This window comes from Streptomyces rectiviolaceus (assembly GCF_039533825.1).
In the GTDB taxonomy this organism is placed as follows: domain Bacteria; phylum Actinomycetota; class Actinomycetes; order Streptomycetales; family Streptomycetaceae; genus Streptomyces; species Streptomyces rectiviolaceus.
Genome location: NZ_BAAAUG010000091.1, coordinates 50887 through 77097 on the forward strand (window position 1 = coordinate 50887; position 26211 = coordinate 77097).

Here is a 26211-nt window from a genome sequence, read left to right on the forward strand (position 1 = left end):
GCCACTGACAGCGGGCTCGGTCGGCGGATGGCCGTCCGTGAGGTTGCATCCCGCACATAGCCGCAGACGGCCCGGCACCTGTACTGCGCCATCGCATGTGGTCCATAGGTCTCTCCGCCATGCGGGAGCAGTGCGTTCCCCCCTGCTGAACCCGACATTCGACACCCCCAGCACGAACACCTCTCCGACTAGATTCACTGTCAGAAAGGCCGAGACGACTGGGTTCGCTGCCAAACGCCTCGATTGGATGACGAAGGGCCAGTTGATCCTTAGCGGTGTCAGACGGGGGGCGCGTCGCAGTCGGCTGAGGCTCTGGGCGGGCCATGTTCCTGACTATAGGAACTACTGAGTGGCGAGCTTCTTCCACTGGGCGCGTGCCACGTCGAGGGGGAAGGGCATCGTCGTCTGTGACGCGTCCGCGGCGTAGCCCGGATACGTACGGCTGAAGAAGCCGAGTGTGTGGCCCGTGCGCACGACCAGCACCTTGCGGGTGAGGGAGTCGATGCCGGGTGGGCCGGTGAGCGTGAACCACGTGTATTCGTCGGCGAAATCGAGATCCCGTGGGTCGGGCTCCTGCGCGGGGAACTGCATCACGGTCTTCTTGCCGCGGACCGTCATGGTGAACCCCTGTCGGCACACCGCACTGGCCGTCCCCAGTTTGTACAGGGCCTTCTCCTCGCCCTCGTATGACGCCAGGGTCACCGTTGTCTTGATGAGGCCCGTTCCCGCGCTCTCCGCTCCGGACGGCCTACCCATCGCGGTGCGGTCCGCCACGGAGACGGGGTCGCCCACGGTCATGCCGAGGGCGACCTGGCCTGCACCGCGCACTCGGGCTGGACCGCGCCCACCTCGGATTCTTCATAGCGATCGGCCGCCAACCGGCTGCCCACCTGGTGATCCGGTACGTCGCTGCCGTCGATCGCGGCAGTGGCGATCTGTCTGGCGGTGAGTGTCCGGGCCGGGACCTCGGGGCTCGCTTCCGGCTTGTCCCCGTCCGAGCCCCGGCCGCCGCATCCGGCCAGTAGCGAGAAGGCCGCGGCGACGGCCATCATCTGCGCCTGTCGGCGCACGACGCTCGTAGTCCTGCTCATGTGCGTTTCACCCCCCCGTAGTTCTTACGTGCACGGCACGCTAGACGATCAAGGTGGGGCGGCCGCTCTGCAGGTCGGAAACAGGCGGGCAGGGCGTCCTGGATTCACACGCTAGTTGCCCGTGAGGGGGATGCAGCACGTGGCCGGATACACCGGATGGCCGGGGAAAGGGCCGCCCTGGTCGCGAGGCTGGAGACTTCGGGCAGGACGCGGCCGGGGCGGGGCGGGTGGGCCTTTGCGGCGATGGCTGCTGGACAGGGGGAGGGGTTGCGGTTCCGCCCGGAACCATCCTGGGATTTGGCTGTCCCGCGGCGAGCTCAGTTAGAAGCAGGGGGCATGAGCTGCCAACGGCCCTCTACGCACTCATGTGTTGCCGTGTTCCGCTGATAGAAGTATCGACCGCCACTGCTGGGGCAGGTTCCACCAACCTTGGGTGGCTCCCACACTATGTGGATCCAGCGCCCCTTGTGGCATCGGTACTGTTCACGCTGCTCATCCAATCCGGGAGCACCCTCACCTGCCTTGCAGGGCTGTCCTTTCGAAGCGCCTTCGGTCGGGATGTCGTCGAGCATCGACCCTGTCGACTGTCGGCCGTCTGCGCTTGGAGCGGGAACCGTACTCGTGTAGGCATCCGGGGAAGAGCCCGTGGCTCGGACCTCGCTACCGCACCCCCCGATGGCCATCATTGCAACTGGCGCAATTAGCACGTACGCAACTGCCCGCCTCAACATGGCAGCACCATAGCGGGAAGAACTCGAACAGGCCCCTGCTCAGGCACATTTCATGGCCAGTCAAAGCCGAAGTGGTCTCGACGTCCGACTACCGCGGCTGCCATGCACGCGAACTGAGGAGGCCGACTGGAGGTGCGCAGCAGGGGCAAGGTAGGACGCCACGGCACGCACGTCCTCTCGTCCGCCACTGGCCATGGATGAAGCCTGCGCTCGGCCCACGTCAAGTGGCCTCGCGCTCGACTATCCGAAGCCGGCGGAACTCTCCCCCTCAGGGCCTTCAGGTGGCGAGGCCAAGGGCCTCGCAGAGCACCGATGCGTCCCGATTTCGTGGTCGTTCTCCCAGAATGATGCTTACCGCAACTCACTGGGTATCTGTCCGCGTTTTGGCGCGCCACTTAGGTAGGGAGGGGTCAATATTCCAAGTACACGCTCCCAGGCGCTTGTTGATGTTAATCTACTTTCCCCCCACACGGATCCACGGGCGCTAGCGCGTCTGCGTCTTACGACCGCTGTGCGCAATCGGAGCAATGAGTTCCGTTAAGAGGGGGCATCTTGAGGTCTTGCCTCGCCTGGGGCAGCAAGTTAGGCGTGTCAGAAGCACGGCGTCCACGCATGAGAGCTTGAGGCTTGAAGCGTTTTTCACTTAAGCGGCATGCTGCTTGAGTCAGATTCCGCTGGACACTTTCCTGTCGCCGATGCCCTTGATTTCTCTACGTCCGATCCGGACATCCCATGTACAGAGATCGCACAGTTGCGCCATGGCGCGCCTGGATAACTTGGTGCCCTCGCATTTAGCTGCTGCGCTGATTCACCGTCAGTCTACTCAAGTATGTCTAACGAGAAGGAAAATCAGGGTTGAGACAGCTCCGAGCGATATTGGTTGCGGCAATCTGCATCTTGCTTGTCGCCCCGTCCACCGCAGCAGCACAAGCTGCTGCAGAGCCCTCCGCTAGTAGCCCCATTGGAGTGTCGGCTTCACCGACAGGGGCGGAACACCCTCGCAAGTCGAAGGAATCACCCGAGCAGACTCGCTCGGGAGACACTACTGAGGAGAAGGGCCCCGCGGCGCCGCCATCTAACACCCTGACCAAGGCCCCTCCTGCCCCGCGGGGCAGTGCTGCGGACCCCGCTTACGTCACTGAGATGGGAGCCCCCTACCCCACTAGCGGTTCACCAGGGGATGCCTTGCGTAATCCCGCACCAAATGAATCAAAGAAGCAAGCTCAGGCACGCGTCAGCTATGTCGCTAAACTTTCGCGGAAATCAGATGAGTTCAGAACTCGGGGAGCGACATCCGAGCCTCCAGACAACATGTCGTTCTGCTGGGATGCTCCATACGATGGGAAACAAAGCGTCGTTTTGGACCACTGGTCCTGGTGCCAGATGTTTAACCAGCCAGTGGTGAGCTTCAAATGTAGCCCAGGCTGCGTACCCCAAGGTACGGTCACCTTTCGTTTTACCTTCATGGGGATGGGACACAAAGGCGCCGCCGCCTCTGACCGGTCGACGAGTGTAATGTTCATGGCAGACAAGCCGAAGATAGACGGCGTGCCCAATCTTTCCGATAAACTGGGCATCCAGGCATCCTGTCAAACCCACACCTCGGGAAGCTCTTGCATTCCGGACGGCCGTAATGGGATAACCCGGACACTGAGTGACTGGGTTAACGGCGTCGGACTACAGTCAGCGATATTCGACTTCACGTCGGATGCGGGATCGTTGACCGGCGACAAGATCGCTTACCACGAACACAATTTCAAGGCGACGGTGACGTCGGACAGAGTCGACTCGAACACCTATGATGGCGCAAGCCTCAGGTGTGACTCCGCGACCTACATCGGCTCGGCGCATGGCTGCGTCTTCGATAAAGTGATCGAGAAGTTCAGTCTGACCGTCGACAACGAGGTCCAGGATTCAGCAGATCTCATCTGGTCTGCACTGAACACCCCCGATAAAACCTTCCCAGTTTCTGAGTCAAGCAAGTCCATACCGGGTGAGGTCGGCAGCGGATTCCCCTTGGTCCGCCTGCCTAGTGCCGAAAAAGAGAAGAATCACACCCATGCAGTAAATACTTGTAAGAAATACTTTGGAGACGGATATACGAAGGGTCAAACCCTAGACTGCGATGAGTACCCATTCCAGTCCACTAGGCAAGGGGCCAAGACTGGCGGAACTGGCACATCCCACTACGCAGTAAAGCCACTCAATAAGAAGCATAATCAGAAGGCCGGCAGCAGGCTCGAGGTATTCTACAAGGCGCAGAGGATACTGTACGCCGACGCTAATAACGATCGATTTTACGTCGATCTCCGTAACGACGATGGCAGTAAGTATAAGGGGCCAACGGCACCCAGTGGTGTCGCCGCGAAAGTCTCCTATCGTCAATGCCCCAATAGTGACGTACCCGAGGTAAAGGAAGTCCAAGAGCATGCCGCGCCGGAGCAGCTGCTCTACAACTACGCCAAGAGCACCTCTGACGGTTGGACCGGAGGAGACTCCACCTACTCTTTCAAGCTCCCCGACGGCCGCCGCCTCTTCCTATTCTCTGACACCTTCCTCGGTCCCGAGAATAACGGCACCCGGCCGACCACGGCGAAGTTCATCAACAGCTCTTTCGTAGCGCAGAACGGCGACTCACTGGAAACCATCACAGGTGGATCAAAAACAAACCCGACAGGATTCATGCCGCCGGTAATCGATAATCGATGGTTCTGGCTCGGAGACGGCATGATTTCCACCATCGATGGCGTTCAACACCTTCAAATCATGTTCCAGGAGTACAGGGGGACCAACGACGGCAGTGCCATGCCGTTCGAGTTCGTCAGGAACGTTGTCGCCACATTCGCCCTGGATAACCTGACCAAACCCAAGTGGATTGACCCACTGCCGTCGGAGACGGGCGTGGCATGGGGCTCGGCCCTGATGCCAGCCTCGCGTAGCGGTGACGGCTACAGCTACATCTACGGCGTCAGCAACGACAAAACGAACAAGAAGATGCGGATAGCTCGTGTCAAGGGAAGCGACTTGTCAAAGGTGGACGATTGGCAGTTCTTCAATTCGAGCGCAACTGGGGACAATAATTGGATGCAAGGAGAGAAGGAGGGGAACGAGTACCTCGAGGGGATTGCGAACGAGTACAGCGTCACACCATGGAACGGGCAGTTCGTCGTGATCAGTCAGGACAGCACACAGGCGTTCAGCAACAAGGTCCGCATCTGGTCGGGATGTGATCCATACGGTGTATTCGGCTCCTGGGTAGGTCACGACGAGGTCTACCGAATGCCTGAAACTGGCCCGTATGGGAGTTATAGAGACCCAAAGATCTTCGCCTACAACGCTCACGCCCACCCCACTTTGCAATCTGGGGACCGCTGGACGATGTCCTACAACGTGAACAGCTTCGACAACCGGTGGACCTCGGAAGGCGCACTATTCCGCGATACGAGCATCTACAAGCCACGGTTCGTGTCATTCCGGCTGGTGCCAGCATCCGGTGCCTCGCGCATGAGTAGGCAGTTCAAGCTCCAGTAGCCATGACACTCGGTGGTGCCTCAGCCATCATGTGAGGCACCACCGTCGACTCGCGAGTTCCAACGGAGACCGCATGGCACCCGAACCCGTTAGCCACTCCTGGCAGCGCATCGACTCCTGGCTCCGCGACTGCGTGCCAGGCACGTACGAGGCCCTGCCGCCACCCGCCACCCACGCGGAAATCCTTGCAGCAGAGAAGCGCCTTGGGCTCAGCTTTCCTGAGCAGTTGACCGAGTCCCTGCTCTGTCACGATGGCAGCGCCCAGTTGCGCCTTCCCCCGGTGTACACGCTGTTGAGTACAGAGGCGATCGTCGAACATCAGCGGCTGCAGGCCGAAATCGAGGACGAGACAAAGGCGGAGTACCTCGCAAATGACATCCCGCTCGAAATCGATGGCCAGTACGCACGCTGGCACCCGGGATGGGTGCCCTGCGCCAGCGACGACGGGGGCGGCTATCTCGTCCTTGATGCCCAACCCGGCGTGCAACAAGGGCGGGTGGGCAAACGGGATGAAATTGGCCAGATCGAGTTCCCGCCGGGGCGCATCTGGACGTCGCTCGCAGAACTACTGGAAGCCGTCGCGGACGCTCTGGAAGACAATGTCACCCTCGATGGATACGAGCGGATCGTCGAAGACGACGATCTGCGGTGGGACACCGAGGGGTGACACACCGCGCACCAGGTGACGCGCTTGGCACCTGACCCGCACAGCCAACGGCACCCTCACCTTCGACGCAACCTGAGGGCGAGCACGCATCGACCTCCACCCCGATGAGGCGCCCTACGGCTCGAGGAGTGCTTGGCGCTCGACGCGGCCGGATAGTGCGCGTCCCGACGGGGCGCAACCTGTCTGTGATGGTCGCGGCCGCGGTGACCACCGCGGCCGCGACCCATCTACGGGCACCCATCAGCCAGACGCCTGTACGGGGCGATGTGGGTGTCGTCATCACAGCCCAGGGTCGTCGGCGCTGAGGAAGTCGGCGTTGAGCCTTGCTGTGGCGGCACGCCACCGAAGTGGAAGTTTGACTCCGCAGTCGCTGCGTCCCCCTGCGCTGCTGCAACGGTGCCCACCATGGTCTGCCTTCCTGTGTGTCCCGCTGTCCCGCTTCAGGGAATCCACCAGTCGTAGCCCCAAGCGAGTGGTCATTCGCCCAAGGTGAGAGTGAGAACCGCGAGCGTCGCCTCGCTTGTCGTCGCCGACAAAGGGTCAATCCGGATGCTCATACATGACGTGCTCAATGGGCGAGGGCTTCTGCCAGCCCTGTGAGGAGCGATCGAAAAGGTCGCAGAGCCGAACAGCGAGTTGGCGGAGACGACCTGTGCCCCACCATGCTGATCCGGGTGGTTTTTGATGCCATCTGAGGGACGTGGCGCCTGAGACGGCCGGCTCCGGCGTATCGGTCTTGGCGAAGGGTCATATTGGGGCTGGCCTGCTGACGCTGGTGCGGCCACTGGGTGAGGAGCTCATCTGCATCTGCGGAGGCTGATTTTGGGCAATTGGCAGTATGGTTCGGGACCATGCGGGGAGACGCTCTTCTGCGACGTTCCCGCTCCGAAGGGCCGGCGCAGCTACCTCTGGGTTTTCCACAGGTCAGCCTCCCGCTGCTCGGTGTCGACCGCGACATGGTTGCGGCCGGGGATGCCGCTCATGGTCTGGGACTACCCGATCTCACGCTCACGCCAGGCTGGTGGCTCCCTGCCGCGCTGCACCTGCGGCCCGGGGTCCCCTGACCCCAGAGGACGACCACGGGCTGGCCCTCGGGCTTATCTGTTGGCGCACCGAGTACGAGAGGAGCTCATACCACCTCGCCTGACCGCGAATGACCGACTGTGCCGTCGTGATCCGCCCCGATCTGCTGGAAGTCCTGGCCGAACGGGCGCCTGCAACCGTCGTCATCCGAGACTTCTTCATGCGTCTTCGGCATGGCGAGGAGGCGAAGTGACACGGAAGCGCTTGGTCGTGTGCTGAAGGAGCGTGCTGGTCGGCCCTCTTCCTCTGCCTCACCGCTGCTTACCCCAATGCCACTTGACCTTGACCTCGCGACTTACCTGATAAATCATCAGGTAAGTCAGCATTCAGTCAGCATTAGGCCGGGACGGCCTGGCGTACATGCCTCTGGTCGACGGCTTCGCGGCGGCTTGTTTCGCGCAGATCGCGCAGGTGAGAAGCCCGCTCGCCACGGCGCACGATGTTGTGCAGGGTCTACGAGTTGAAGGCATACCCATGTACACTGAACGATGCCCCTGACCTGCAGAAAGCTGGCGGGGAGCCATCTTCCAGGAGTCCAAAATGCTGCGTACTCTATTCAAGTCCAAGATCTAACATCTGGGTGTTTGCGCAGGTCAGGCGCCTGATCGGTTCGCTCAGGTCAGCAAATGGTCAGCAGTGCGCGGGTGAGCGTCCCAGCTTGCTGACCTGGTGGCCGCCGCGAGTGGAGCTGGCCCTGGATCGGCAGGGCGGCCGGTTGGCCGCGCCACCGGGGGCTGCGGGGTAGGTCATGTTCCGCTAGGCGTCCACGGGGTGAGACGTCCGAGGGAGGGGCGGGCGGCGCCCGACCCGCACGTACAACAGAGGAGCCCCGTATCCACCATGCCGTTGCCTCCCAGCAGCGATACTGGACGCATGGACACGACCACCGCCCCCCGCGCCGAGGTGCTGCGGGACCGCTACCGCAGCCGACTGCCCGAGCGATTGCAGGAGCTGGCCGGCCCTGTCGAGGGCGACGTGGACCTGCCGCTCCACATCGTCTGGTCCGGGCGGACGAGCTACAGCCTGGACCGTCCAAAATCCCGTATGACGTTCTACCGGACCGTCCTCGCCGAAGGTCTGCAGGAGGACCTTGCGACCCTCCTGCACCACCGACTGCTCACCGAGCAGTGGCCCGTGCTGCGGCGCTTGATCAGTCCCTACATCCGCGAAGTCTGGGAAGATGCCTTCCCCGAGTTGCTCCGCACCGCTCCGGCCGACACGACCGCCGCGTGAAGCTCACTCCGCTCCACGAGCGTCTCCTCGCCGACATCGTCGACCTCGGTTCCCCCTACCCTCTGGTCCTCACCGGCGGATACGCCGTGCAGGCCCACGGCCTGGTCGAACGCTTCAGCCGCGACCTCGACGTGGCCACGGAAAACCCCGCTCCGATGCAGGAGATCGTCGCCTCACTCACAGCAGGCCTCAGCGCGCGCGGATGGCAGACCACGCACGTCCAGACCGATCCGCTCAGTGGCCGGTTCCTCGTCACCGATCCGGACACCGGCGAGGAGTGCGAGGTCGACGTCCTCAAAGAGGCGTTCTGGGCTCCGCCTGCCCAGACCCCCTACGGCCCTGTTCTTTCCCTCGACGACGTGATCGGCACCAAGGTCCGTGCCCTCGCCGACCGCGGCACCGTCCGCGACCTCATCGACGTCCAGGCTGCCTCCCGTCACCGCTCCGCCGCCGACCTCGAATCCCTGGGCCGCCGTCGCGCCCACGACGAGTTCAGCCTCGAAGACCTCCGGGACCGGCTCATCGGCGCGGACTGGTACGAGGATGAGGACTACACCGCGTATGGGCTCACCACCCGGCAGATCGAAGAACTCAAGGCGTGGGCGCTGGAGTGGGCGGAGGATCTGGGCGCACGGATCCATGACGAGAACGCCTGAGAGGCAGTCATCGCGTTCATCGGGTGGCCGTGGACAGGAAGCCTCGGCCAGCAGGAACAGGTTCTCGTGCCTGCGATGGGGCCGCAGCCAGCCAGCCGGGGGCTCCTGCTGCTTCAGGGCCTGGTCGCCGAAGCCGTGCGGCAGGGGACACGAGTTCCGGGATAGGCCAGGCTGCTCCTGGTGCGTCGGTGAGGTCGACGTGGTCATCAGCGACGGGTATCGGAAGACGTCCTCGACGCGGTGCTGAAGGAGATTGAGCCCCGGGTTGTGGAAGAGGGACTGTGCGAGAAGGCTGAGTCGCGAGCCAGGGAGACGACTGCGCTCCGCGCGTACTGCGATGACTTGGAACACCGAATCGCGGAGGAAACCGACATTGAGGAGCTTCAACTCCGCTCAGCGCGCCGATGGCTGGCCTGGACACGCCGGTATGAGCAGTCCGTTGATCCGTTGCATCGATTGCCCGATATGCCGACCCTCAAGGATCCGGGACCGGAAGAGTTGAAGCCGTTCCAACACACGAGAAGAGCTTCTCCGACAAGACAAGGGAACGACTTGTCCGGAGGCTGTTCTCCGCATACATCCAGCACGGCTGGGCCGCCATCGCGGTGGACTCCAAGGACGCGGTGACCTATGCCGAGACCGGTCTGGAGGCCATCGGTGCGGAAGGCTGCTAGGCAGTCGATCCACCCGTCCGCCCGAAACGGAGCCGGAACGTAGGCGAGCTCTGCGAAATTGGCTATTGCGGCCTCTTTCCGAGCAACCCCCGCCCCTGTTTTCCCAGCGGTCACGAAAGGCGCCGTCAGTGCTCCTCGCGCGCCCCTCCAAGTCCAATATCTAGCATTTGAGTGTTCGTGCAGGTCAGAGGAACGATTGGGCGTTCAGGTCAGCAAATGGTCAGCAATGGACGCGGAGATGGCCCGGTTTGCTGACCCGGTGACCGCCGCGGCGGGGCCTTGGCGTAGGCGCCCGGCCCCCGCTCGGAAGGTTCGCTACGTGGCTCGACAGCTCGCCCGCGGCTGTGCTGCTACTAGAGGCTCGTCCGCCCCACCACGCGGCACAGGATTTACGGGCCAACCGAGGCCGGGTTCGCTGGTCAGGGTGAGGCGTGGCTGGCGTCGGTGTCGATGAGACGCAAGTGGCGAACCTCTTGCGCGGGCGCCGTGAGTATCGGTTTTGGTGCGGCCAGGTGGGTCGTGCGTTGCAGCGCCCATCCGCCTACGTCGCTGCTCAGCCCTCGATCCGAAGGGCGCAGTACCTCCCTGTCGGTTCTGTCGCCGCCCCTGACCAGCGGCACTCTGGCGGCATAGCATGAGAGGAAAGGATGCCCTGGCGCTTCACCAACACCCCGGAGACGGGTCCGATTCCGTGCGGGGGAGAGGTTCATGCAGACGGCAAAGCGAGGCGCGCTCGGTGGGGCGAGCAACGAGGCGGGTGCTAACCACCGTGCCGGTGTGGCGGCGCTGCTCGCCACCTATGGGCTGCTGGGGGAGCCGGTTCCCTGGCTGCGCTCAGAAGCGCGCCCTGTCCTGCTCCGAATGGAGGCGGACCTGCACGTTGACGACGTCGTTGTCGAACTCTTCGATGGCGCCCGCGCCTTCATGCAAGCCAAACTGACCGCCAGCAGGAAGGCCTTCGAGGACACCGTCGACCAGTGGTGCCGCTCCGTCATCTCCGGCGAGTGCCGACAGGGGGACGAGCTGCTGTTTGTCGTCGCCAGGACCACCACGACCTTCGAGAACCTGGCCGACGCCCTGGACACCCGCCGTAGCGGCGCTTCCCTGACAGCTTCGGCAGCTCAGTACGTCGACCAGCTACGGCGACTGGCTGCAACGTATGGCCTCGACGGCCCGGCCACGGAGCGACTGCTCGACGCGGCGACGATCCGCAGCCTGGACGCCCGCGACAACGGCCCGCAAGAGGCACTGGGCAGTGCCTGCCTGAACGCTGCCGTCGTCCCAGCGGGGCACGGGCAGGCCGCCTTCCGTGCCCTGCGCGCGGCCGCACGCGCGCAGGCCGAGCAGCGCACCACTTCAGAGCTGGCCGTCTGGCGAAGCTGGATCACCGCCGCACAATTGCCCCTCATCGCTGATGCTGCAGGCACCCCAGCGGCCCGCCTGGAGGCACTGGATCAAGCTGTCCGCCGCTACCGCGAGGAGTGGTCCGAGAGGCAGGACGTCCTTCCCCTGGCTGACCTTGGGCTCGGGCTGACCTCAATGGCTGTACCCGGCATGACCAGGAATCTCCGCGCGACAGCACCCGGCCAGAAGGCCGGACGCGACATACTGGTCGACACGGTACGCCGACAGGGCCGCCTCTTCCTGGTGGGACGGCCGGGAGCAGGCAAGACGGTGGCATCCCGTTCGATCGCGGCACGCTGGGCGGCCAACGACCGAGCACCCGTCCCGGTATGGCTGCGCCTGCGTGACCTCATCCCCCTGCTGCCCGCCGCCGGGCCGTACCGGATCGACGCCCGTGACGTCGTCAGGGCAGCGGTGGGCGACGCGCAGCCACTGCTGAAGGAGGCGCTGCAGGCACGCATCGAGCAGGGCCATGCCCTCCTCGTGCTCGATGCCCTCGACGAGTCCCTCGACCGCCAAGATGCTGTTGTGGAGGCAGTGGCCAGCTTTCTCGGCTGCCTGCCCGAGAACCTTGACGTACTCGTCACCTCCCGGCATTCCTGCCTCCGGTCGGCTGCGTTGCTACAACTGCCCGTCTACGAACTGCAAGCCCCCCGTCACCTGGAGGACACGTCTGATCAGCTACTAAGCGTTGTGGCCGAGCGACTCGGCGGACAAGCGCGCAAAACCGCATGGAGGGCGGAGCGCAGCGCGCGCGTCGCCCATTCCCGCCGCGCTGAGCCCGACCTGTGGCGCGTGCCCCTACTGGCCACCTTGATGGTGCTGCTCATCGCCCAGCAGCCAGCACCCGGTATCCCTTCAGGCCGAGCCGCCCTGCTCAAAGAAGTGATCGACAGTAGCGTCCGTTTGTGGGAGATGCGCCGTGCCGGGCCAGCGGTGCCGGACACGGGCCCCGAGGCGGCAGCCGACGTCCTCATCGACTGCTTCGACGACATCGCCCGCCTCGTCGCCGCCGACGGCAGCACCCCGTGGCACCGCGCTCACGAGGCGGTCAGCAGCCGCCTGCAGCAGCACTGGGGCAAGTCGGCCGGCACAGCGGCCGCATCGGCACGGCACATTCTGGAGCACTGGGACGCCACGGCGGGCGTGTTCCTCTCCGATGCGCCACAGGGCAACCTCACCGCCCGCACTCGTTTGTTCGCCGAGATCGGCGAAGCCCGCTGGGCGGTCAGAAATCCCTCGGCCCTCACGACGTGGATGAACGAGGTCATAGTCCAACGTCCGGAGTCCGCACGGCTTGCCGCGAGCCTGTCACCCTTAGCCGCCCGCGCCCTCATCGCTCGCGCTCTGGACAGCGGCGGTGAACTGCTGGACCTGGTTCACGCCGCCATGCGGGACGGAGCCGTCTTCGAGGAGATGTCTCTTCACGCCTACCGGCAAGCTCAATTGGACCGTGTTGAAAGCACTCCCGAGAGCTATCCGCCAGCCCCGCCGCACGTAGCCATCGATCTCAACACGGGACGCTCTCCCCGCGCCGAGCTCATCGTCCGCCTCGCGAGCGAAGACCTCGACGCGGCGCAGACCGATCAGTTGATCACCGCGGCAGCCGCCACGAGTCCCCGGTTGAAGCCGGTCATCGCCGCGCTGCGGGTGCAGCAGCAGGCTGGCCGACGCGGCACGGAACTGACGGATAGCGAGCTCGCAGTGCTGCAGGAAGCCCTCGAAACGCTTGCAGAAGATGATGCCGAGGAAGATCCAGGACGCGTCTACGGTTCCGATGACCTCGTACGCGCCGTCGTCACGCACCTTCTGCCGCGTCGGCCAGAGGCGGCCTCTGCCGTGACAGACGTCTGCTCATCGATCACTTTGGACACTCTGGAGTGGCTTGAGGTCGAACTTCCACGACAGGGCCATACCCTCACCCTCAAGGCCATTCGGAAACTGGGCGGCACATCAGAGGCCTTGGCCTGGCTCGCGCAGTCAGCCAAGAGCATCCCAGCACTCTTTGAACTACTGGCGGAGCTCGACGACGCCTCCGTCGAGCTCACGCCGAGCCAGACCTGGCACCTGGATGAGGCAGCCGCGTTCATCGACACATTGGCTATCGGCGGCTTCGCGGCGATGACCCCACCCACGGCAGCACGGCAACAACCGGAGCTGACCCGGCGCATCCTCCGGCTCGCCCTCGACGCCTGCGGCCACGACGGCACCCTCATCAGCACCCAACTGCGCAGCCTGAGGCAGGAACACCCCAAGCGGCCCGACTGGGGCCTTCTCTACGTGCCCAGCACCCGCACGCCCGTAACAACGCCCACCACCTTCGCACTAGACGACGACATCGTCGTCCAGGCCTTGCAGCACGGCAATGCCTGGCTCGTCGCCCTCACCCTCGCCCTGGCAGACGAATCCCCGAACACGAACAGTCGGCTAGCCGACTGCGTGAACGCGGAACTACCCGCCCTGAACGCGCGGACCCGTATGCAGACGGCCAGGTTCCTCGCGCGCCGCTGGCCCGAACTCGGTCTATCCGCTGATGACGCCGTCGTCCGGGCTGGAGCCGCCCAAGCTCGGGCAACCGCGTACGCACGCAGCCTGCGCCACCGCGACGCCCAGCCACTGCTCGCCGACCCTGACCTTCTCGTCCGTGCACAGGCCACCCGCTTCCTGCACGACATCTCTCCCGCCGATCTGCCATTGCTCGAGCAGGCCCTGGCCAGACCTGCGCAACAGTGGACCTGCCTCGACTGCGATACAGCGATCGCTGCACATGCAGGCAAATGCAGACGTAACCACCCCCGCCCGACACCACACCTCAAGACGCGAGACTCGTCTTACTGACCTTTCGTTAGTTCTGTGGGTTTGGAGGGTGATTCGCCAGTCCTGTGGGCGATGAGATACCACGGGAGTTGTCCGTCGGAGTAGCAGCAAGTCGGCGCAGAACGGCCATGTCGGCGTTCCCTACATTGACCAGTTCATCAAGGTTGAGCTCGGGCGAGTACGGCGGCAGAAAGTGCAGCTCAACCTCGTCGGGGTGGGCGGTGTGCCAGTCGCGAACCTTCTTGGAGCGGTGGGGAAGCGGCACATCACCTCGGCGGTGAAGCTCTCCGTGAAGACCATGAAGTGCATCCGGTCCTTGGTGCTGATCGCCGACATGGCGTTCGCCGAGAACCGGTTTCCGTTCCGCCGCAGCACGGGTGTCCTGTCCTCCTCGCCCCAGGTGAGGCCGGCGATCTGGTCGGAGCGGACAGTGACCTGGTCGGCGAAGAGGATCTCGCCGCCGTCCTTCTTCGCCCGCGTACGGGCCTTCGGCCAGGTTTCCTCATGCCAGCGCTGGACAGCCTGCGGGTCCTGCTCGACGGCCCGCTTGTTCGGCCGCTGGAACGACAGTCTCCACCGCTTGAGGTACTTGCCCGCCCCCGGCTCGGCCAGCCGCACCCGGTACAGCTTCGCGATCAGCTCGCCCACCAGCCGCCGCCTCCACAAGTGACTGCTCAGCCCCACGACACAGGGCCGATGATCCAGGACGGCCCGCTCGGCCTCGTCCAGCACCTGGTGCACCCCGTCCGGCTTGCCCCTCGGCCGCATGACCAGCGCCTCACGGCAGCCGGCCAGCCACTTCGCCCACCAGACGTCCACTGCCTCCAGCAACACCCTGAGGAGCTCCGCCACATCCTCACGGTCCCGCCCCGCCGCCAACGCGGCTACCGCCCGCAACCGAAGGGCCTCCTGCGCCGACGGCGACAGATGCCGCGCGTCCCCCACCAGATTGATCACACATCACCAACATCCCAGAACCCAAACCGTTTCGGATCAATAGTGTCCTGCGCCAGAGCTCCGTCGGCAGAAGCGGGCGAGAGAGATCGCAACGAGTTCGTCGTTACCAAGAGCAAGTCGGGCATCCTGCTAGCGGTTGCCTTCGGGGTGACCGCGGGTAGCTGGGACTGGGGCATCGAGCTGTCCAACCTGGGCAGCAGCCTGGCAATCGGCTTTTGGACAGGGGGCCTTTGCGTGAGTGAGGTGTCGGGGCCTCTCACCGGGCTGGCACTTCGTCAGAGCCGGTGCGATGTGCATCATGGTCTGATGGAGAACGAAGATGATCTTTCTGTCGTGATGATCTCGGTCGATCGGGGTTCCGACACCTTCGTACTGGTTCGATCTGATGGAAAGGAGGCGCGTTTGCCGCTCCGTAGCCCGCTATTCGAACCTACAAGTCTGCTGAGGCGGGTCTCCTATCCGCCGAGCCTTGAAGGCTTGGTTGTGGAGACACTCAAGGGCGACAGTATCGTGTTTGAGCTTCCCTGTTTTGACCGCAGCGACCAGCTGGCCGGTCGGCTGGTTATCTATCTGGATCAGAACAAATGGCGCCTTGTGAGTGACGCGATGAGTGGGCGGCAGAGCGGTACATCTGATGACCGAGCCGCAGCTCTTCGACTTGTGCAGTGGTCGGCAGAACGAAAGATCATCCTTCCTGCTTCAGCGGGTCACTATTACGAGACGACCAAATGGTCGAATGCGGAGGGGCGCTACCGACTTGGCCTGTCCATACTGCAGTTCAGCAGGGGGTGGCAGCTGCGAGACCCCCTGCAGGTGTGGAGGGACGAACTCCGCCTGATGTTCCGTGCTGAGATCGGACAATCTGAGATCGTGGCGCCGGTCGTCACGCTGGAGCCGAATACACTCCATTCCGCCTCGAGAGGCGTTGTCGCGCCTCCGGCTCCGGCAGACTTTCCACCTCAGGCAGCATTCCAACACGAGGCGCTGGTTTCCGCCTTGAGTCTCATCGACACGATGCTGGACTCTGAAGGAGGGGAACGTGGCCCTGAGGTCGGTTGGACAGAGGCGAACCAGAACTTCAGTGACTGGCTGGACGCTCACGGCGGCGATGCTCAGCAGAAGCGTAAGGCGATCGACGCATGGCTTCTCAGCGACCTGCAGAACAAGGTGGCGGAGGAATCCTTTGCCGCAGGGTTGACACCGGAGCAACTGAAGGCATGGGGCACGGGCTCTCAGTCCGTTCAAAAATTGAGCTCGCTTCCGGCCTTGGGCCTCTTCCGAGAGATGCTCCATGAGCGCCACCTCAACCGTGGCACTACATGGAAACCCAACGATGTGATCGACATGGTCTATCTCTCCTGTGCCGCAGGCTACTCGGACTTCGTCGTATGCGAGCGGCAGATGCGTGAACCGCTGGCGCGTGGGGCCAAGCGGCTTGAGCGAAGCGCCCAGGTCTTCCGAAGTCTGACCGAAGCGGTATCGGCCATTGAAGTAGCACTTGAGACGCGTGCGAGGGATGAGAGTGGCAGCGCGGTGTGAGGCGGTTGGCCGCCGTCCCGCGCCGGAGTCCACTGACAACTACTTGAACCGGTAACCCTGTCGAGGCTCCTCGGCCTCTCCTGCGTTGGGGCGTGGGCGAGGCCATCGGTGAGGTGTGGGCATTACGTCCGCACCCCACACGTAGACCCCGCTGTCGGTGAGCGATGCTTTCTGCGCTCCTTCTCACGGCCGGATCCGCTACCTGCCGTGCTCGTTGTGCCTGGTCAAGCAGAGATCCTGCCCAATGATGAACAGGTGCTTACGGAAGGCGGTACGTCTTTGCGTCGGGTTGTGCAGGACCTCCCTCGTCCTCGATGGGGAACTGGTGGCCGTGCAGCCGGTAGACCATTTCGTCTGGCGCAGCCAGCATCCGTGCCTTCCGCCAGGCTGCATCGAACGACAATTGGCTGCCCGCCTCGCGTCGCAGGCGAAGCGCACGCCAGGAAGAGACGGGGTCCAGGACGATCCGCCACAACGTGGGGCTCATTCCTTGCGCCGCCCTTCCGCAGCACTAGAAGGGACGGAGGAGTCGTCCGGAGAGTCATCGCCCTTCAGCTTCTGGAGCGCGTCGCAGAGCGCGAGCATGGCCCGGTTCTGTAGCTCAATGTCGTTGAAGCCTTGGCCGACCTTTTCCCACTGGTCGAGCATGGGCTGCCACCATTCGTCAGCCGCGACCATCCACCGTGCCAGGCGCTGCCATTCGGCAACCTGCTGAGCGCCCGGCCAATCGCCTTGCTTCTCGATCCGGTCCAGCACGAAAAGGTCGGGTTGTTCGTACAGGTTCGTGCGCAGGAACCGCAGCCGCCGTACCCGTGCCTCGTCAGACTGCTGCTGAGCAAGGTCCTCCCGTGCGCTCTCCGAAAGCGCCAGTTCCACACGGGCAGCCAGGCACCGGTACCCGGTGGCGCGGGTATGCTCCGGGCCGCCGAGCTCGGCGTTGATGGTGTCCTGGGCGGTGCGCACCTCGACGGCTGGGAAGAGCTGCGTGACCTCGCCAGCCCGCGCCAGGGTCCGGCTGAGTACGAGATCTTCGAGATTGGACCGGGTCCGTAGCGCGGGGCGCCACTCGATCGTGAACGTGGCCTCGAAATGGATACCGGGGGTCGCGCAGCGGAGCATCCGTGGCTGGGTGCAGTGGATCGTACGGGCCCGGCGCTGCCAGAACCACCTCACGCCGGATCCCTGTTGAGCTGAATCACCGTGCGGACACGCGGGTCTACGAGACGGTCCCAGAAGTCGTTGGCCGCGTTCGTGTCCCCGTCGACCGAGACATGCTCAAGTGCCTGCATCAGGCTCACGGAAGCCTTGAAGATCTTTTGGCCGCGCAGGACGGGGAGCAACCCGTCGCGGACGCGGGCGTAGGTGTCGGGGTCGGTCGCCGACTGCCTGATCCATGTGGTGAGGTGGTTGATGGCGTCCGGTGCCGTGACGATGTCGCCCAACAGGTCCTGCAGTGCCCGCTTCACGTCCACCTCGGAAGGGACTTCATCGGACAGCAGCCACGGGGTGGTGGTGCCCGGTACGGACATTAGGGCCAGGAAGGCCGCAGAGCCGGCACCGCGGGACCGACCTGACTGCTGCCATGCGCGTACTTCGGTGATAAGCCGGGTCACCCCGGCGGGGCGCTGCGCCTGCTCGGCGAAGGCTTTGAGGACCTCAGACCAGGCTGATTCGTGCCCGCTGTTGGCGGCTCGCCGTAGGCGGACCATGGCCATCCTGGCCTGAGAAGTGGTGACATCTGGGGTGCTCAGGACCTGTCGGCAGGTGGTCACCACGGTGGTCGCGCGTTCCTTGACCGATGCCCAGCTGTACAGAATGCTCCATACCTGGCGGCCGACGTGCTCGTCTTGGACGGCCTGGACCAGGAGTGCGCTGAGGAGTTCCTTCTTCACCGGGTAGGTAGGGGATCCGAGTTGGACGAGATGGCCGATGTTTCCGTGCCGCAGGGTCAGAGCGGCGATGGCATCCACGACGTGCTCATTCGTGTCGCTGCCGTCCCCGGACGTGAGCCACTTCAGCAAGGGCTCGCGCATGACCTCGTAGTTGTCCCAGACGTAGGTCAGGACGGCCCTGCCGTAGCCGGGTTGGTCGAAGACGACTTCGTCGTGGCTGCCAACTCCGGCGCCGGCATCGACGACACGGCGGCGCAGCCCACGGCCGGCGAATGCTGCACTTGCCGTCGAGGCGAAGCCGCTCCCGCCGGCCGCGTCGACGCTGATGATTTGCTGCAGGTCCCGGGCGGCCTCGGCCACTTCGGGCATCGGAGCGGATTGGCGCACGGCGAGGGCTAGGAGAAGGCAGCGGTCCTCCAGTGGCAGCGACTTGTCCTTGCCTCCATGCACGGAGACCGTCTCTCCGAACAGGATGTCGAGTTTGTCCCGCCAGTCGGACAGGGCGGACGTGATCCGTTCGGCCAGTCCGGCATCGAGCGCGGACCACGATGCCGGGACGTCCATGGGGAGCGAGGAATCGGTCAGCCGTTCGTGTTCCTGCCACGCAAGCATGATCGAGTCCGCCGTGCGGGCCGCTTCCACGGCGTCGAGACGGTTTAGCGAAGCCTTGGTCTTGTCGACGGAGTGAAGGTAGGCAACCAGACCGGGGGCCTTGCGAGCCCTCAGCCGGGCCTCCACGACACTCTGGGCCAGGGGCGGCTCGTTGAGGTGGACGACGTGAATGCCTGACTGGACCGAGACGTAGTGGTCAGTCCACAGGTCCTTGGCCACATTCAGGACGAGGTAGCAGCCCAGCTTTTCCAGAAGTCCGGCATGCTCTTCCAGCATGGTGAGGAAATCGGCCGTGATCCGGTCGTGCTCAGGGTCCTTGAGGTCGACCTGGTAGGCGTGGCGCTCCTCGGCGGGAAGCCAGCCCACTTTGGGTGTCTGCCAGTCCGCGTCCAGTTTCACGATGTCGGTCTCCTCGCCCGTGTGCTCGGCGAGGAGGTGCAGGGCCAGGGTGGTCGATCCGTACGACCGCGGGGCGACGATGATCAGTACGTGCTTCCGCGGGTGTAACCCCGCCGGATCCAGAGCCTGCTGCCACGTCTCTGCCCATTGGCCTTCGCGGGCGATCGGCTCCTGCTTGATCCGGTGACGAGAAAGCGTGGAGCCTTCGAGGATGCCCGGTTTGCGGGTCTCGTTGATGATCTTGTCAGCGTGGTTGACGAAAAACTCCGGACGGTTCACCGTGATCGGCGTCGGCCCGGCGTCCGGTACGGGGGGCGCGACGAACGCTGCCGGGGCGGCCTGGCCGGCGCTAAGGGTCTCCGTGCTTCCAGGGGCGCTGCTGCTTGGGTCCGGCGGACGCGGAGCCATGCCATCCGCTCCCGTCGACGGAGACTCGAGCTCGTCGGGAGAGCGGGGCGGAAAAAGGGGACGGTCATCGGACATGCGCTCTCTGGTTCCTTTCGATGCGGCTCGGTGCGAGGGCACGGGCACGGTCAGATCCGGCGCCGGTCGATGCGCATCGTTCCGACCTTGTTGATCACGGTGGTGTCGGTCATTTCGCCGTTGAACTGGAAGACGGCGCCAGCCGGGTTGCTCGGACTGGCCGAAGACGTCGGCGCGGTTGTTCCACCCCCGCCTCCGAGGGACTCCGGGCTGATAAGGGGGGCGAGGGCTTGCGGGGGCATCTGGGGTACGAACAGCCAGCACGGCTCCTCGAATGTCTTGCCGTGCACCCGCGCCGTGGCGCGGAGAAAGTGTTCCTCGTCGAGGTCCGGCGTGCGTCCCGCGCGGACGGTCCGCCGGAACGCCGCCTCTGAGACAACGGTGGCCAGAAAGCCGCCTCGGTGTTCCCAGGCCACGGTGAGGCCCGCGCGCACGACCTGGCTGTCGAGCAGTCGGCACACCTCGTTGATGGCATCGCCACGATGGTCGGGCAGGGCGAGTGGGCCGACGTGCACAGCGGCACGAAGTCGGATCGCTGGTGCGTTGGCGAGCCGCTCACGGTCGTACCGGACGAGCGCTGTGTGCAGGTGTTCCAGCAGCGGGTCGACCAGCCGTGCGATGTCCTTGGCCGGCATGACGAAGATGGCTCCATCTCCGGTGTCCTTGAATGCACCGGGCCGGTCTCGTGGATCCTGTAGTCCAACGTGGGCCAGCACATTGGTGAGGACGTCATCCAGATCTGAACGGACGGGCGCCATCTTCGCTTCCGGAATCTGGCTGTAGCCCTGCATATCCACGGCCAGGAGTGCCTGCTCCGGTGGCACGTCGACGGACGAAGGCGAGGCAAGGGGCACGCTGTCACCGACCTTTCGGTCACGACGGAGGAATCGAGTGCCCCATGCTGATCGGCCCGGCCACGCTCTGGTGCCCACTACTGGGCACCGCCTGGGTGCGGCCCGTCACATCGTGCTGCGGGCGTGGGCCGTGATCGATGTGATGTCGTGGATCAGTAGTCCGCCGCCCGGCTCCGTTTCCAGCCAACCCTCTTCCCGCCACGGCTTGATCGCCGTACCGACGGCGTTGCGGGACGCACCGATCATCTGGGAGAGCTCTTCCTGAGTCAGTCGGACGCTGACCGCTGGCTGATTCGGCGCAGCTGCATCCACGAGCCGGCGAAGGGCACCGGCCAGGCGTACCGGAACACACGCGGTGGCGAGTTCGAGCCTGACGGCCTCGGACTCCCTGACCCGCGCGATCGCGTGGCGTAGCAACGGGTTGAGTAGGCCGTTGCTCTCGACGAATGAAAGGAAATCGGGAGCTGGAATGAGGTGCACGTGGCAGGATTCCGCGGCGATCACAGATGCCGAGCGGGGCTGCGCATCCAGGACGGCCAGTTCGCCGAGCAGCTCACCAGGGCCGCGTATCGCGAGCAAGGCCCGTTCCCCATTCGGCCCCGTCAGCGTCACGAGGGTCGACCCCGAAGCCAGCAAGACCACATGGGTACCAGGATCCCCCTGCCGCAGGAGGACGCTGCGGGCCGGGCGCACCCGCATGGGGGCGAGGGCACGCAACTGCGACCACAGGCTCTCGCCGATCACTGCCATGTGCGACTGATACATATCCCCCCAAACGTAGGGACCAACCCATAGAGGGTGAGATTCTCAGGACGCGAGGAAGGTGAGCAACAGGACCAATCCAGCCACACTGATTGCCACCACGGTGAGATCGACGGCCACCTTGATCGCCCGGAACTTACGGCGCGCGAGGGTGGTCAAAGCGGCCTCACGTTCCGGTAACTCGTTGCAGTTCGCCGGGCGTCGCGGGACGTGTGCCGACGAGTGCCTGCTTGCGCTACGTCCGCCGACGAACTCCTCACGCCAAACGAGCCCGTCGTCCTTCGGGAAGATGGGGCGCAGGGCCATCAGTGCCGATACCAGGGCTGCCCCGAGCAGGGCGCCCACCAGCGCCACAGCCGCGCTGAGCATGCGCGACGAGTTCACCGGTGTGGACAGTGCCGTCCCCGCCGTGATCGCAAGTAGGGCACCGGTTACTCCACTCAGTGCAGTTGCTTTCGTATCCGCACGCTGTACCTCGACGAACATCCTGTCTTCGCCACTCGGGGGCACATCGGTTGTTGTTGAGACGTGCAGTGGGACCTTCTGCGGCTCGGATGCTTCCACTGCCTTCTCCTTTTCGTTGCCTTGCGGCTTGGAGTAGCAGTCTGGGCAGGCGGCCGGAACGCAACTGCCCACCAGGTGGCAGCGGTCGTGATCGATCGGTCACAGTCGGGAGCCGGGAGCGGATGCAGCCCGGGCTGCCGGGCGCGTTGAACGACTTCTACGTCGATGCGAATAGTGGTTCCATGCTCCACGTAGCGCGTACCTGGTACATCGTCAGGTAAGTCAGCATCTGGTCAGCATCAGTTCCCGAACATCCTGAGAGGCTGTCCGAACGGGCGTCTGGTCGGTGGTGCCACAACAGCTTGGTTGGCGCCGAAGCCCAGGCAGGAGCCCTGTCGCCAATGACAAGCGATGTTCCTCACAAACATCGACTTCGAAGCGTGTCGATGTAGGGTTGAAACCGCCCTTGACCTGCAGAAAGCTGGCAGGGAGCCGTCATACAGGAGTCCAAAGTGCTGCGTACTCTCTTCAAGTCCAAGATTCACCGTGCCACCGTCACCCAGGCGGACCTGCACTACGTCGGTTCCGTCACCATCGACGCCGACCTCCTGGACGCCGCCGACCTGCTGCCGGGTGAACTCGTGCACATCGTCGACATCACCAATGGCGCCCGTCTGGAGACGTACACCATCGAGGGCGAACGCGGCAGCGGCGTCATCGGGATCAACGGCGCGGCCGCGCACCTCGTGCACCCCGGCGATAGGGTGATCATCATCAGCTACGCCCAGGTCGACGACGCCGAGGCACGCACCCTGCGGCCCAAGGTCGTGCACGTCGACGGCGCGGACAATCGCATCGTGGCCCTGGGTGACGACGCGGCCGCGCCGGTGCCGGGCGCCGACGGCATGGAGCGCAGCCCGCAGGCCGTGTGAGACCTCCAGGAGAGCCGATGAGCAGTGGGATCGAGATCCGCGACGACCGGGCGCGCGGCACCATCGAGGCGCGTGCGGGCGGTGAAGTCGTCGGCCAGATCGTCTACTTCACGCTGGACGCGCCCGAGTCCGCCCTGGTGCCCGTGCACACCGAAGTGGTGCCCGCGCACGAGGGCGAGGGCATCGCGGGATCCCTTGCCAGGGAGCTGTACGCGATGGCGGCGCGGGAAGGTGTCGCCGTCGCGCCGCTGTGTCCGTACGTCGTGAAGTGGGCCGAGCGGCACCCGGACGAGGCGCCCGTCGCCTCGGGAGAGCTGGTCAGCGCCGCCCTGGACAAGGTGAAGTCGGACCCGGCCGCATGGTGACCGCGACGCTCGCCCTGCTGCACACCTCGCCCGTGCACGTCCCCGTCTTCGAGGCGCTGCGGGACCAGGACCATCCGGGGTTCGCCCTGCGGCACCTCGTCCACGAGGACCTGCTCGCGCGGGCCAGGGCCGAGGGTCCTGACGCGGTGGCCGACGACATCCAGGAGCTCCTTGTGCGGGCTGTCGCCGAGGGGGCGAGCGTCGTGCTCTGCACCTGCTCGACGATCGGCGCCGTCACCGAGGCCCGCGCCGCGGCCGTCGGCGTCCCCCTCGTGCGGGTCGACCGGCCCATGGCGGCCGCCGCCGTGGCCGCGGGGCGGTCCGTGGCCGTGGTCGCCACCCTGGAGAGCACCCTGGGGCCGACCCGCGCCCTGGTCGAGGAGGAGGCCGCCCGCGCCGGGCGGCCGGTCGACGTCACGACGGTCCTGGTGGACGGCGCCTGGGAGCGGTTCGAGGCCGGTGACCGGGAAGGCCACGTACGCTTGATCGCGGATGCCGTCGACGCCCTGGAAGGCGTCGACTCCGTCGTCCTCGCCCAGGCGTCCATGGCGGAGGCGGCGGACCGCGCCACCCTCCCCGTGCCGGTCGTCTCCAGCCCGCGCCCCGGCCTGCGTGCGGCCGTTATTCGATGTTGTGCCGATTTCAAGTCGTAGGCTGGGCGCGGGAGTTGAGTGACCGATCACCTCCCGTGTAACCCCTTCGACTTCACAGGAGCGGACATGGCGCAGCAGGACGAAGAGGCCGTGATCAGTCCCACCGGCTGGGTGGCCAAGCAGGCCCGCGTCTACGAGGAGTCAGGCGGCAAGAAGGGCACCACGGTGCAGGGTGTCCCCTGCCTGCTGCTCGACTACCGCGGACAGCGCACGGGGCAGTTGCGCCGCACCGTACTGATCTACGGCCGCGACGGCGACGACTACCTCATCGTGGCGTCCAACGGCGGCGCCGACGAGCACCCCCTGTGGTACCGCAACCTCGTCGCGGACCCCGACGTGCGGCTCCGCGTGGGCACCGAGGAGCGGTTCGCCGCCCGGGCCGAGACCCTGTCGGCCGAGGACAAGGCGAGGGTCTGGCCGGGCCTTGTCGAGCTGTTCGCCCCCTACGCGGACTATCAGGCCAAGACGGATCGCGACATCCCCGTCGTGCGGCTCAGCCGCACCAAGGACTGAGGTCGGACGGCACGGGGAGGCGTCAACTCGGCAGGCGTGGGCACGCGAGCCGGGAGAGAGTGGTCACGACCGACCCCAGACCAAGCTGGAGGAGCACCATGACCCAGCCGAATCCATACCCCGACCCCGTGCCGCCCCCTCCGATCCCGGACCCGAACGGACCGAGCCCGGTCCCGGACCCGGAACGGCCCCTGCCGGGGCCGAACCCGGTGCCGCGCCCCGACCCGCGGCCCACGCCGGGTCCGCCGCCGACCCCGCTCCCGCCGCCCGGACCGGAGCCCGAGACGGAACCGAAACCGGTCTGACGGCGGGGGAGGCCGACGGGCCCTAGGCCTGCACTTCCGAGCGGTCCGCGCCCCACAGAGTGTGGAACGACCCTTCGCGGTCCGTACGCCGATAGGTGTGCGCCCCGAAGAAGTCCCGCTGCCCCTGTGTGAGCGCGGCCGGCAGGCGGTCCGCGCGCAGCGCGTCGTAGTACGCGAGCGCCGCGGAGAAGCCCGGCGTGGGAACACCCTGCCGGGTGGCCGCCACAAGGACCGCGCGCCAGTCGTCCTGGGCCGCACCGATCTCCTGCGCGAACGTCTTGTCCGAGAGCAGGCTCGGCAGATCCGCGCGCGTGTCGTACGCGGCGCGGATGCGGTCCAGGAAGGCGGCGCGGATGATGCAGCCGCCGCGCCAGATGGCTGCGACCGCGCCCAGGTCGATGTCCCAGCCGTACTCCTCGCTGCCCGCGGCCACCTCGTGGAAGCCCTGCGTGTACGAGACGATCTTCGAGGCGTAAAGGGCCTGCTCGACCTGGTCGGCGAACGCTCCTGCCTCGGCCTCGCCCAGCGGACGCGCCGTCGGACCCGCCAAGTCCTTCGACGCCGCCCGCAGTTCGGTGTGGCCCGACAGTGAGCGGGCGAACACCGCCTCCGCGATGCCCGACACCGGAACGCCCAGGTCGAGGGCGATCTGCACGGTCCAGCGGCCGGTGCCCTTCTGCTCGGCCTGGTCCTGGACCACGTCCACGAACGGCTTGCCCGTCGCGGCGTCCACGTGCTTCAGGACCTCCGCCGTGATCTCGATCAGGTAGGAGTCGAGGCGGCCGGTGTTCCAGGTGCGGAAGATGTCCGCGATCTGCGCGGGGGAGTAGCCCGCCACGTCGCGAAGGAGCTGATACGCCTCGGCGATCAGTTGCATGTCCGCGTACTCGATGCCGTTGTGCACCATCTTCACGAAGTGACCCGCGCCGTCCGGGCCGACGTGGGTGACGCACGGGGCGCCGTCCTCGGCCTTCGCCGAGATCTTCTCCAGCATCGGGCCGAGCGAGGCGTACGACTCCGGGGAGCCGCCCGGCATGATGCTCGGGCCGAGCAGCGCGCCCTCCTCGCCGCCCGAGACGCCGGTGCCGACGAAGTGGATGTCCTGCTCGCGCAGTTCACGCTCGCGGCGCCGGGTGTCCGCGAAGTGCGCGTTGCCACCATCGATGATCATGTCGCCCGGCTCCATGAGCGGGGCGAACTCCTTGATGACGGCGTCCGTGGGCTCGCCCGCCTTCACCATGATGACGAGGCGGCGCGGGCGCTCGAGGGCCGCGACGAAGTCCTTGGCGGTCTCGGTGGCGATGAACTCGCCCTCGTCGCCGAACTCCTCGACCAAGGCCCGGGTCTTGGCCGCCGTGCGGTTGTGCAGGGCGACGGTGTAGCCGTTGCGTGCGAAGTTGCGGGCCAGATTGCGCCCCATGACCGCGAGGCCCGTGACACCGATCTGGGCTGACGTGCTGCTCATGCCGTGGCTCCTGGAAAGTGGAAGTGCCGGTGGAGAAGTGCCGGTGAAGAAGTGCCGGTGGTGTTCGCCAGTATTGCCCCGCGGCGTAG

19 protein-coding genes and 1 pseudogene are annotated in these 26211 nt (G+C 65.3%); 10 read left to right on the forward strand and 10 right to left on the reverse strand.

The features are described 5' to 3' along the window. Positions 1-342: 342 nt before the first annotated feature. Both ABD378_RS25545 and ABD378_RS25550 read right to left on the reverse strand, forming a co-directional pair. Positions 343-798 carry a hypothetical protein gene (locus ABD378_RS25545; RefSeq protein WP_344524152.1) on the reverse strand — a complete coding sequence of 152 codons (456 nt, stop codon included), beginning with the start codon at positions 796-798 and terminating at the stop codon, positions 343-345. Further along, the gene (locus ABD378_RS25550) at positions 795-1091 is read right to left on the reverse strand and encodes a hypothetical protein (protein WP_344524154.1); all 297 of its coding nucleotides are present in this window, start codon (positions 1089-1091) and stop codon (positions 795-797) included. Before ABD378_RS25550 ends, ABD378_RS25545 begins: the two co-directional genes overlap by 4 nt. A 2252-nt stretch (positions 1092-3343) precedes the next feature. Between ABD378_RS25550 and ABD378_RS25555 the strand changes: the two genes are divergently transcribed. The 5 genes from ABD378_RS25555 to ABD378_RS25575 all read left to right on the forward strand — a co-directional run bounded on the left by ABD378_RS25555 (position 3344) and on the right by ABD378_RS25575 (position 13908). Then, the gene (locus ABD378_RS25555; RefSeq protein ID WP_344524156.1) at positions 3344-5353 is read left to right on the forward strand and encodes a NucA/NucB deoxyribonuclease domain-containing protein; all 2010 of its coding nucleotides are present in this window, start codon (positions 3344-3346) and stop codon (positions 5351-5353) included. Between the two features lie 73 nt (positions 5354-5426). Then, positions 5427-6020: an SMI1/KNR4 family protein gene (locus tag ABD378_RS25560; RefSeq protein ID WP_344524158.1), complete on the forward strand. Its 594-nt coding sequence runs from the start codon at positions 5427-5429 to the stop codon at positions 6018-6020. 1956 nt (positions 6021-7976) lie between these two features. Beyond that, positions 7977-8336, forward strand: a complete 360-nt coding sequence (locus tag ABD378_RS25565) for a hypothetical protein (protein WP_344524160.1) — start codon at positions 7977-7979, stop codon at positions 8334-8336. Next, positions 8333-8992, forward strand: a complete 660-nt coding sequence (locus tag ABD378_RS25570) for a nucleotidyl transferase AbiEii/AbiGii toxin family protein (RefSeq protein WP_344524162.1) — start codon at positions 8333-8335, stop codon at positions 8990-8992. The genes ABD378_RS25565 and ABD378_RS25570 overlap by 4 nt, the downstream gene beginning before the upstream one ends. 1382 nt (positions 8993-10374) lie before the next feature. Further along, positions 10375-13908 carry an NACHT domain-containing protein gene (locus ABD378_RS25575; RefSeq protein WP_344524164.1) on the forward strand — a complete coding sequence of 1178 codons (3534 nt, stop codon included), beginning with the start codon at positions 10375-10377 and terminating at the stop codon, positions 13906-13908. A gap of 7 nt (positions 13909-13915) precedes the next feature. Here the strand turns inward: ABD378_RS25575 and ABD378_RS44220 are convergent, their stop codons facing one another. Together ABD378_RS44220 and ABD378_RS44320 are read right to left on the reverse strand one after the other, a co-directional pair. Further along, the gene (locus ABD378_RS44220) at positions 13916-14152 is read right to left on the reverse strand and encodes a transposase (RefSeq protein ID WP_425583864.1); all 237 of its coding nucleotides are present in this window, start codon (positions 14150-14152) and stop codon (positions 13916-13918) included. Between the two features lie 290 nt (positions 14153-14442). Continuing rightward, positions 14443-14655: pseudogene (locus ABD378_RS44320) on the reverse strand (winged helix-turn-helix domain-containing protein); the annotation flags it as partial. Positions 14656-15150: 495 nt separating this feature from the next. Between ABD378_RS44320 and ABD378_RS25585 the strand changes: the two are divergent. Next, positions 15151-16383 (forward strand): hypothetical protein, encoded by a 1233-nt coding sequence (locus ABD378_RS25585; protein WP_344524166.1) that lies wholly within the window; start codon positions 15151-15153, stop codon positions 16381-16383. 483 nt (positions 16384-16866) lie between these two features. Here ABD378_RS25585 and ABD378_RS25590 read toward each other — a convergent pair whose 3' ends face one another. From ABD378_RS25590 to ABD378_RS25610, 5 genes are all read right to left on the reverse strand, one after another. Beyond that, the gene (locus tag ABD378_RS25590) at positions 16867-17556 is read right to left on the reverse strand and encodes a hypothetical protein (RefSeq protein ID WP_344524168.1); all 690 of its coding nucleotides are present in this window, start codon (positions 17554-17556) and stop codon (positions 16867-16869) included. Then, positions 17553-19817, reverse strand: coding sequence for a hypothetical protein (locus ABD378_RS25595; protein WP_344524170.1), 2265 nt, complete (start codon positions 19815-19817; stop codon positions 17553-17555). The genes ABD378_RS25590 and ABD378_RS25595 overlap by 4 nt, the downstream gene beginning before the upstream one ends. 2 nt (positions 19818-19819) lie before the next feature. Further along, entirely contained in the window at positions 19820-20623 is an 804-nt protein-coding gene (locus tag ABD378_RS25600; protein WP_344524172.1) for a hypothetical protein, read from the reverse strand. 105 nt (positions 20624-20728) lie between these two features. Continuing rightward, on the reverse strand, positions 20729-21373 hold the full coding sequence (locus ABD378_RS25605; RefSeq protein WP_344524174.1) for a Crp/Fnr family transcriptional regulator: 645 nt from the start codon (positions 21371-21373) through the stop codon (positions 20729-20731). Between the two features lie 57 nt (positions 21374-21430). Further along, positions 21431-21949, reverse strand: coding sequence for a Pycsar system effector family protein (locus ABD378_RS25610; RefSeq protein ID WP_344524176.1), 519 nt, complete (start codon positions 21947-21949; stop codon positions 21431-21433). 452 nt (positions 21950-22401) lie between these two features. On the opposite strand from ABD378_RS25610, the gene panD reads away from it, so the two are divergent. The 4 genes from panD (at position 22402) to ABD378_RS25630 (ending at position 24352) form a co-directional block, all read left to right on the forward strand. Then, entirely contained in the window at positions 22402-22821 is a 420-nt protein-coding gene (gene panD / locus ABD378_RS25615; protein ID WP_344524178.1) for an aspartate 1-decarboxylase, read from the forward strand. Positions 22822-22838: 17 nt separating this feature from the next. Further along, positions 22839-23186, forward strand: coding sequence for a GNAT family N-acetyltransferase (locus ABD378_RS25620; RefSeq protein ID WP_344524182.1), 348 nt, complete (start codon positions 22839-22841; stop codon positions 23184-23186). After that, positions 23180-23839: an aspartate/glutamate racemase family protein gene (locus tag ABD378_RS25625; protein ID WP_344524184.1), complete on the forward strand. Its 660-nt coding sequence runs from the start codon at positions 23180-23182 to the stop codon at positions 23837-23839. Before ABD378_RS25620 ends, ABD378_RS25625 begins: the two co-directional genes overlap by 7 nt. 66 nt (positions 23840-23905) lie before the next feature. Further along, positions 23906-24352 carry a nitroreductase family deazaflavin-dependent oxidoreductase gene (locus ABD378_RS25630; protein WP_344524187.1) on the forward strand — a complete coding sequence of 149 codons (447 nt, stop codon included), beginning with the start codon at positions 23906-23908 and terminating at the stop codon, positions 24350-24352. 327 nt (positions 24353-24679) lie between these two features. Here ABD378_RS25630 and gndA read toward each other — a convergent pair whose 3' ends face one another. Then, the gene (gndA, locus tag ABD378_RS25635; protein WP_344524189.1) at positions 24680-26122 is read right to left on the reverse strand and encodes an NADP-dependent phosphogluconate dehydrogenase; all 1443 of its coding nucleotides are present in this window, start codon (positions 26120-26122) and stop codon (positions 24680-24682) included. Positions 26123-26211 lie beyond the last annotated feature (89 nt).

What these genes read in the sequence shown, in the direction of transcription:
- ABD378_RS25545 (WP_344524152.1), bottom strand. Translation starts at nt 798, where the DNA reads ATGACCGTGGGCGACCCCGTCTCCGTGGCGGACCGCACCGCGATGGGT.
- ABD378_RS25550 (WP_344524154.1), bottom strand. Translation starts at nt 1,091, where the DNA reads ATGAGCAGGACTACGAGCGTCGTGCGCCGACAGGCGCAGATGATGGCC.
- ABD378_RS25555 (WP_344524156.1), top strand. Translation starts at nt 3,344, where the DNA reads ATGGCAGACAAGCCGAAGATAGACGGCGTGCCCAATCTTTCCGATAAA.
- ABD378_RS25560 (WP_344524158.1), top strand. Translation starts at nt 5,427, where the DNA reads ATGGCACCCGAACCCGTTAGCCACTCCTGGCAGCGCATCGACTCCTGG.
- ABD378_RS25565 (WP_344524160.1), top strand. Translation starts at nt 7,977, where the DNA reads ATGGACACGACCACCGCCCCCCGCGCCGAGGTGCTGCGGGACCGCTAC.
- ABD378_RS25575 (WP_344524164.1), top strand. Translation starts at nt 10,375, where the DNA reads ATGCAGACGGCAAAGCGAGGCGCGCTCGGTGGGGCGAGCAACGAGGCG.
- ABD378_RS25585 (WP_344524166.1), top strand. Translation starts at nt 15,151, where the DNA reads ATGGAGAACGAAGATGATCTTTCTGTCGTGATGATCTCGGTCGATCGG.
- ABD378_RS25605 (WP_344524174.1), bottom strand. Translation starts at nt 21,373, where the DNA reads ATGGCAGTGATCGGCGAGAGCCTGTGGTCGCAGTTGCGTGCCCTCGCC.
- ABD378_RS25620 (WP_344524182.1), top strand. Translation starts at nt 22,839, where the DNA reads ATGAGCAGTGGGATCGAGATCCGCGACGACCGGGCGCGCGGCACCATC.
- ABD378_RS25625 (WP_344524184.1), top strand. Translation starts at nt 23,180, where the DNA reads ATGGTGACCGCGACGCTCGCCCTGCTGCACACCTCGCCCGTGCACGTC.
- ABD378_RS25630 (WP_344524187.1), top strand. Translation starts at nt 23,906, where the DNA reads ATGGCGCAGCAGGACGAAGAGGCCGTGATCAGTCCCACCGGCTGGGTG.
- gndA (WP_344524189.1), bottom strand. Translation starts at nt 26,122, where the DNA reads ATGAGCAGCACGTCAGCCCAGATCGGTGTCACGGGCCTCGCGGTCATG.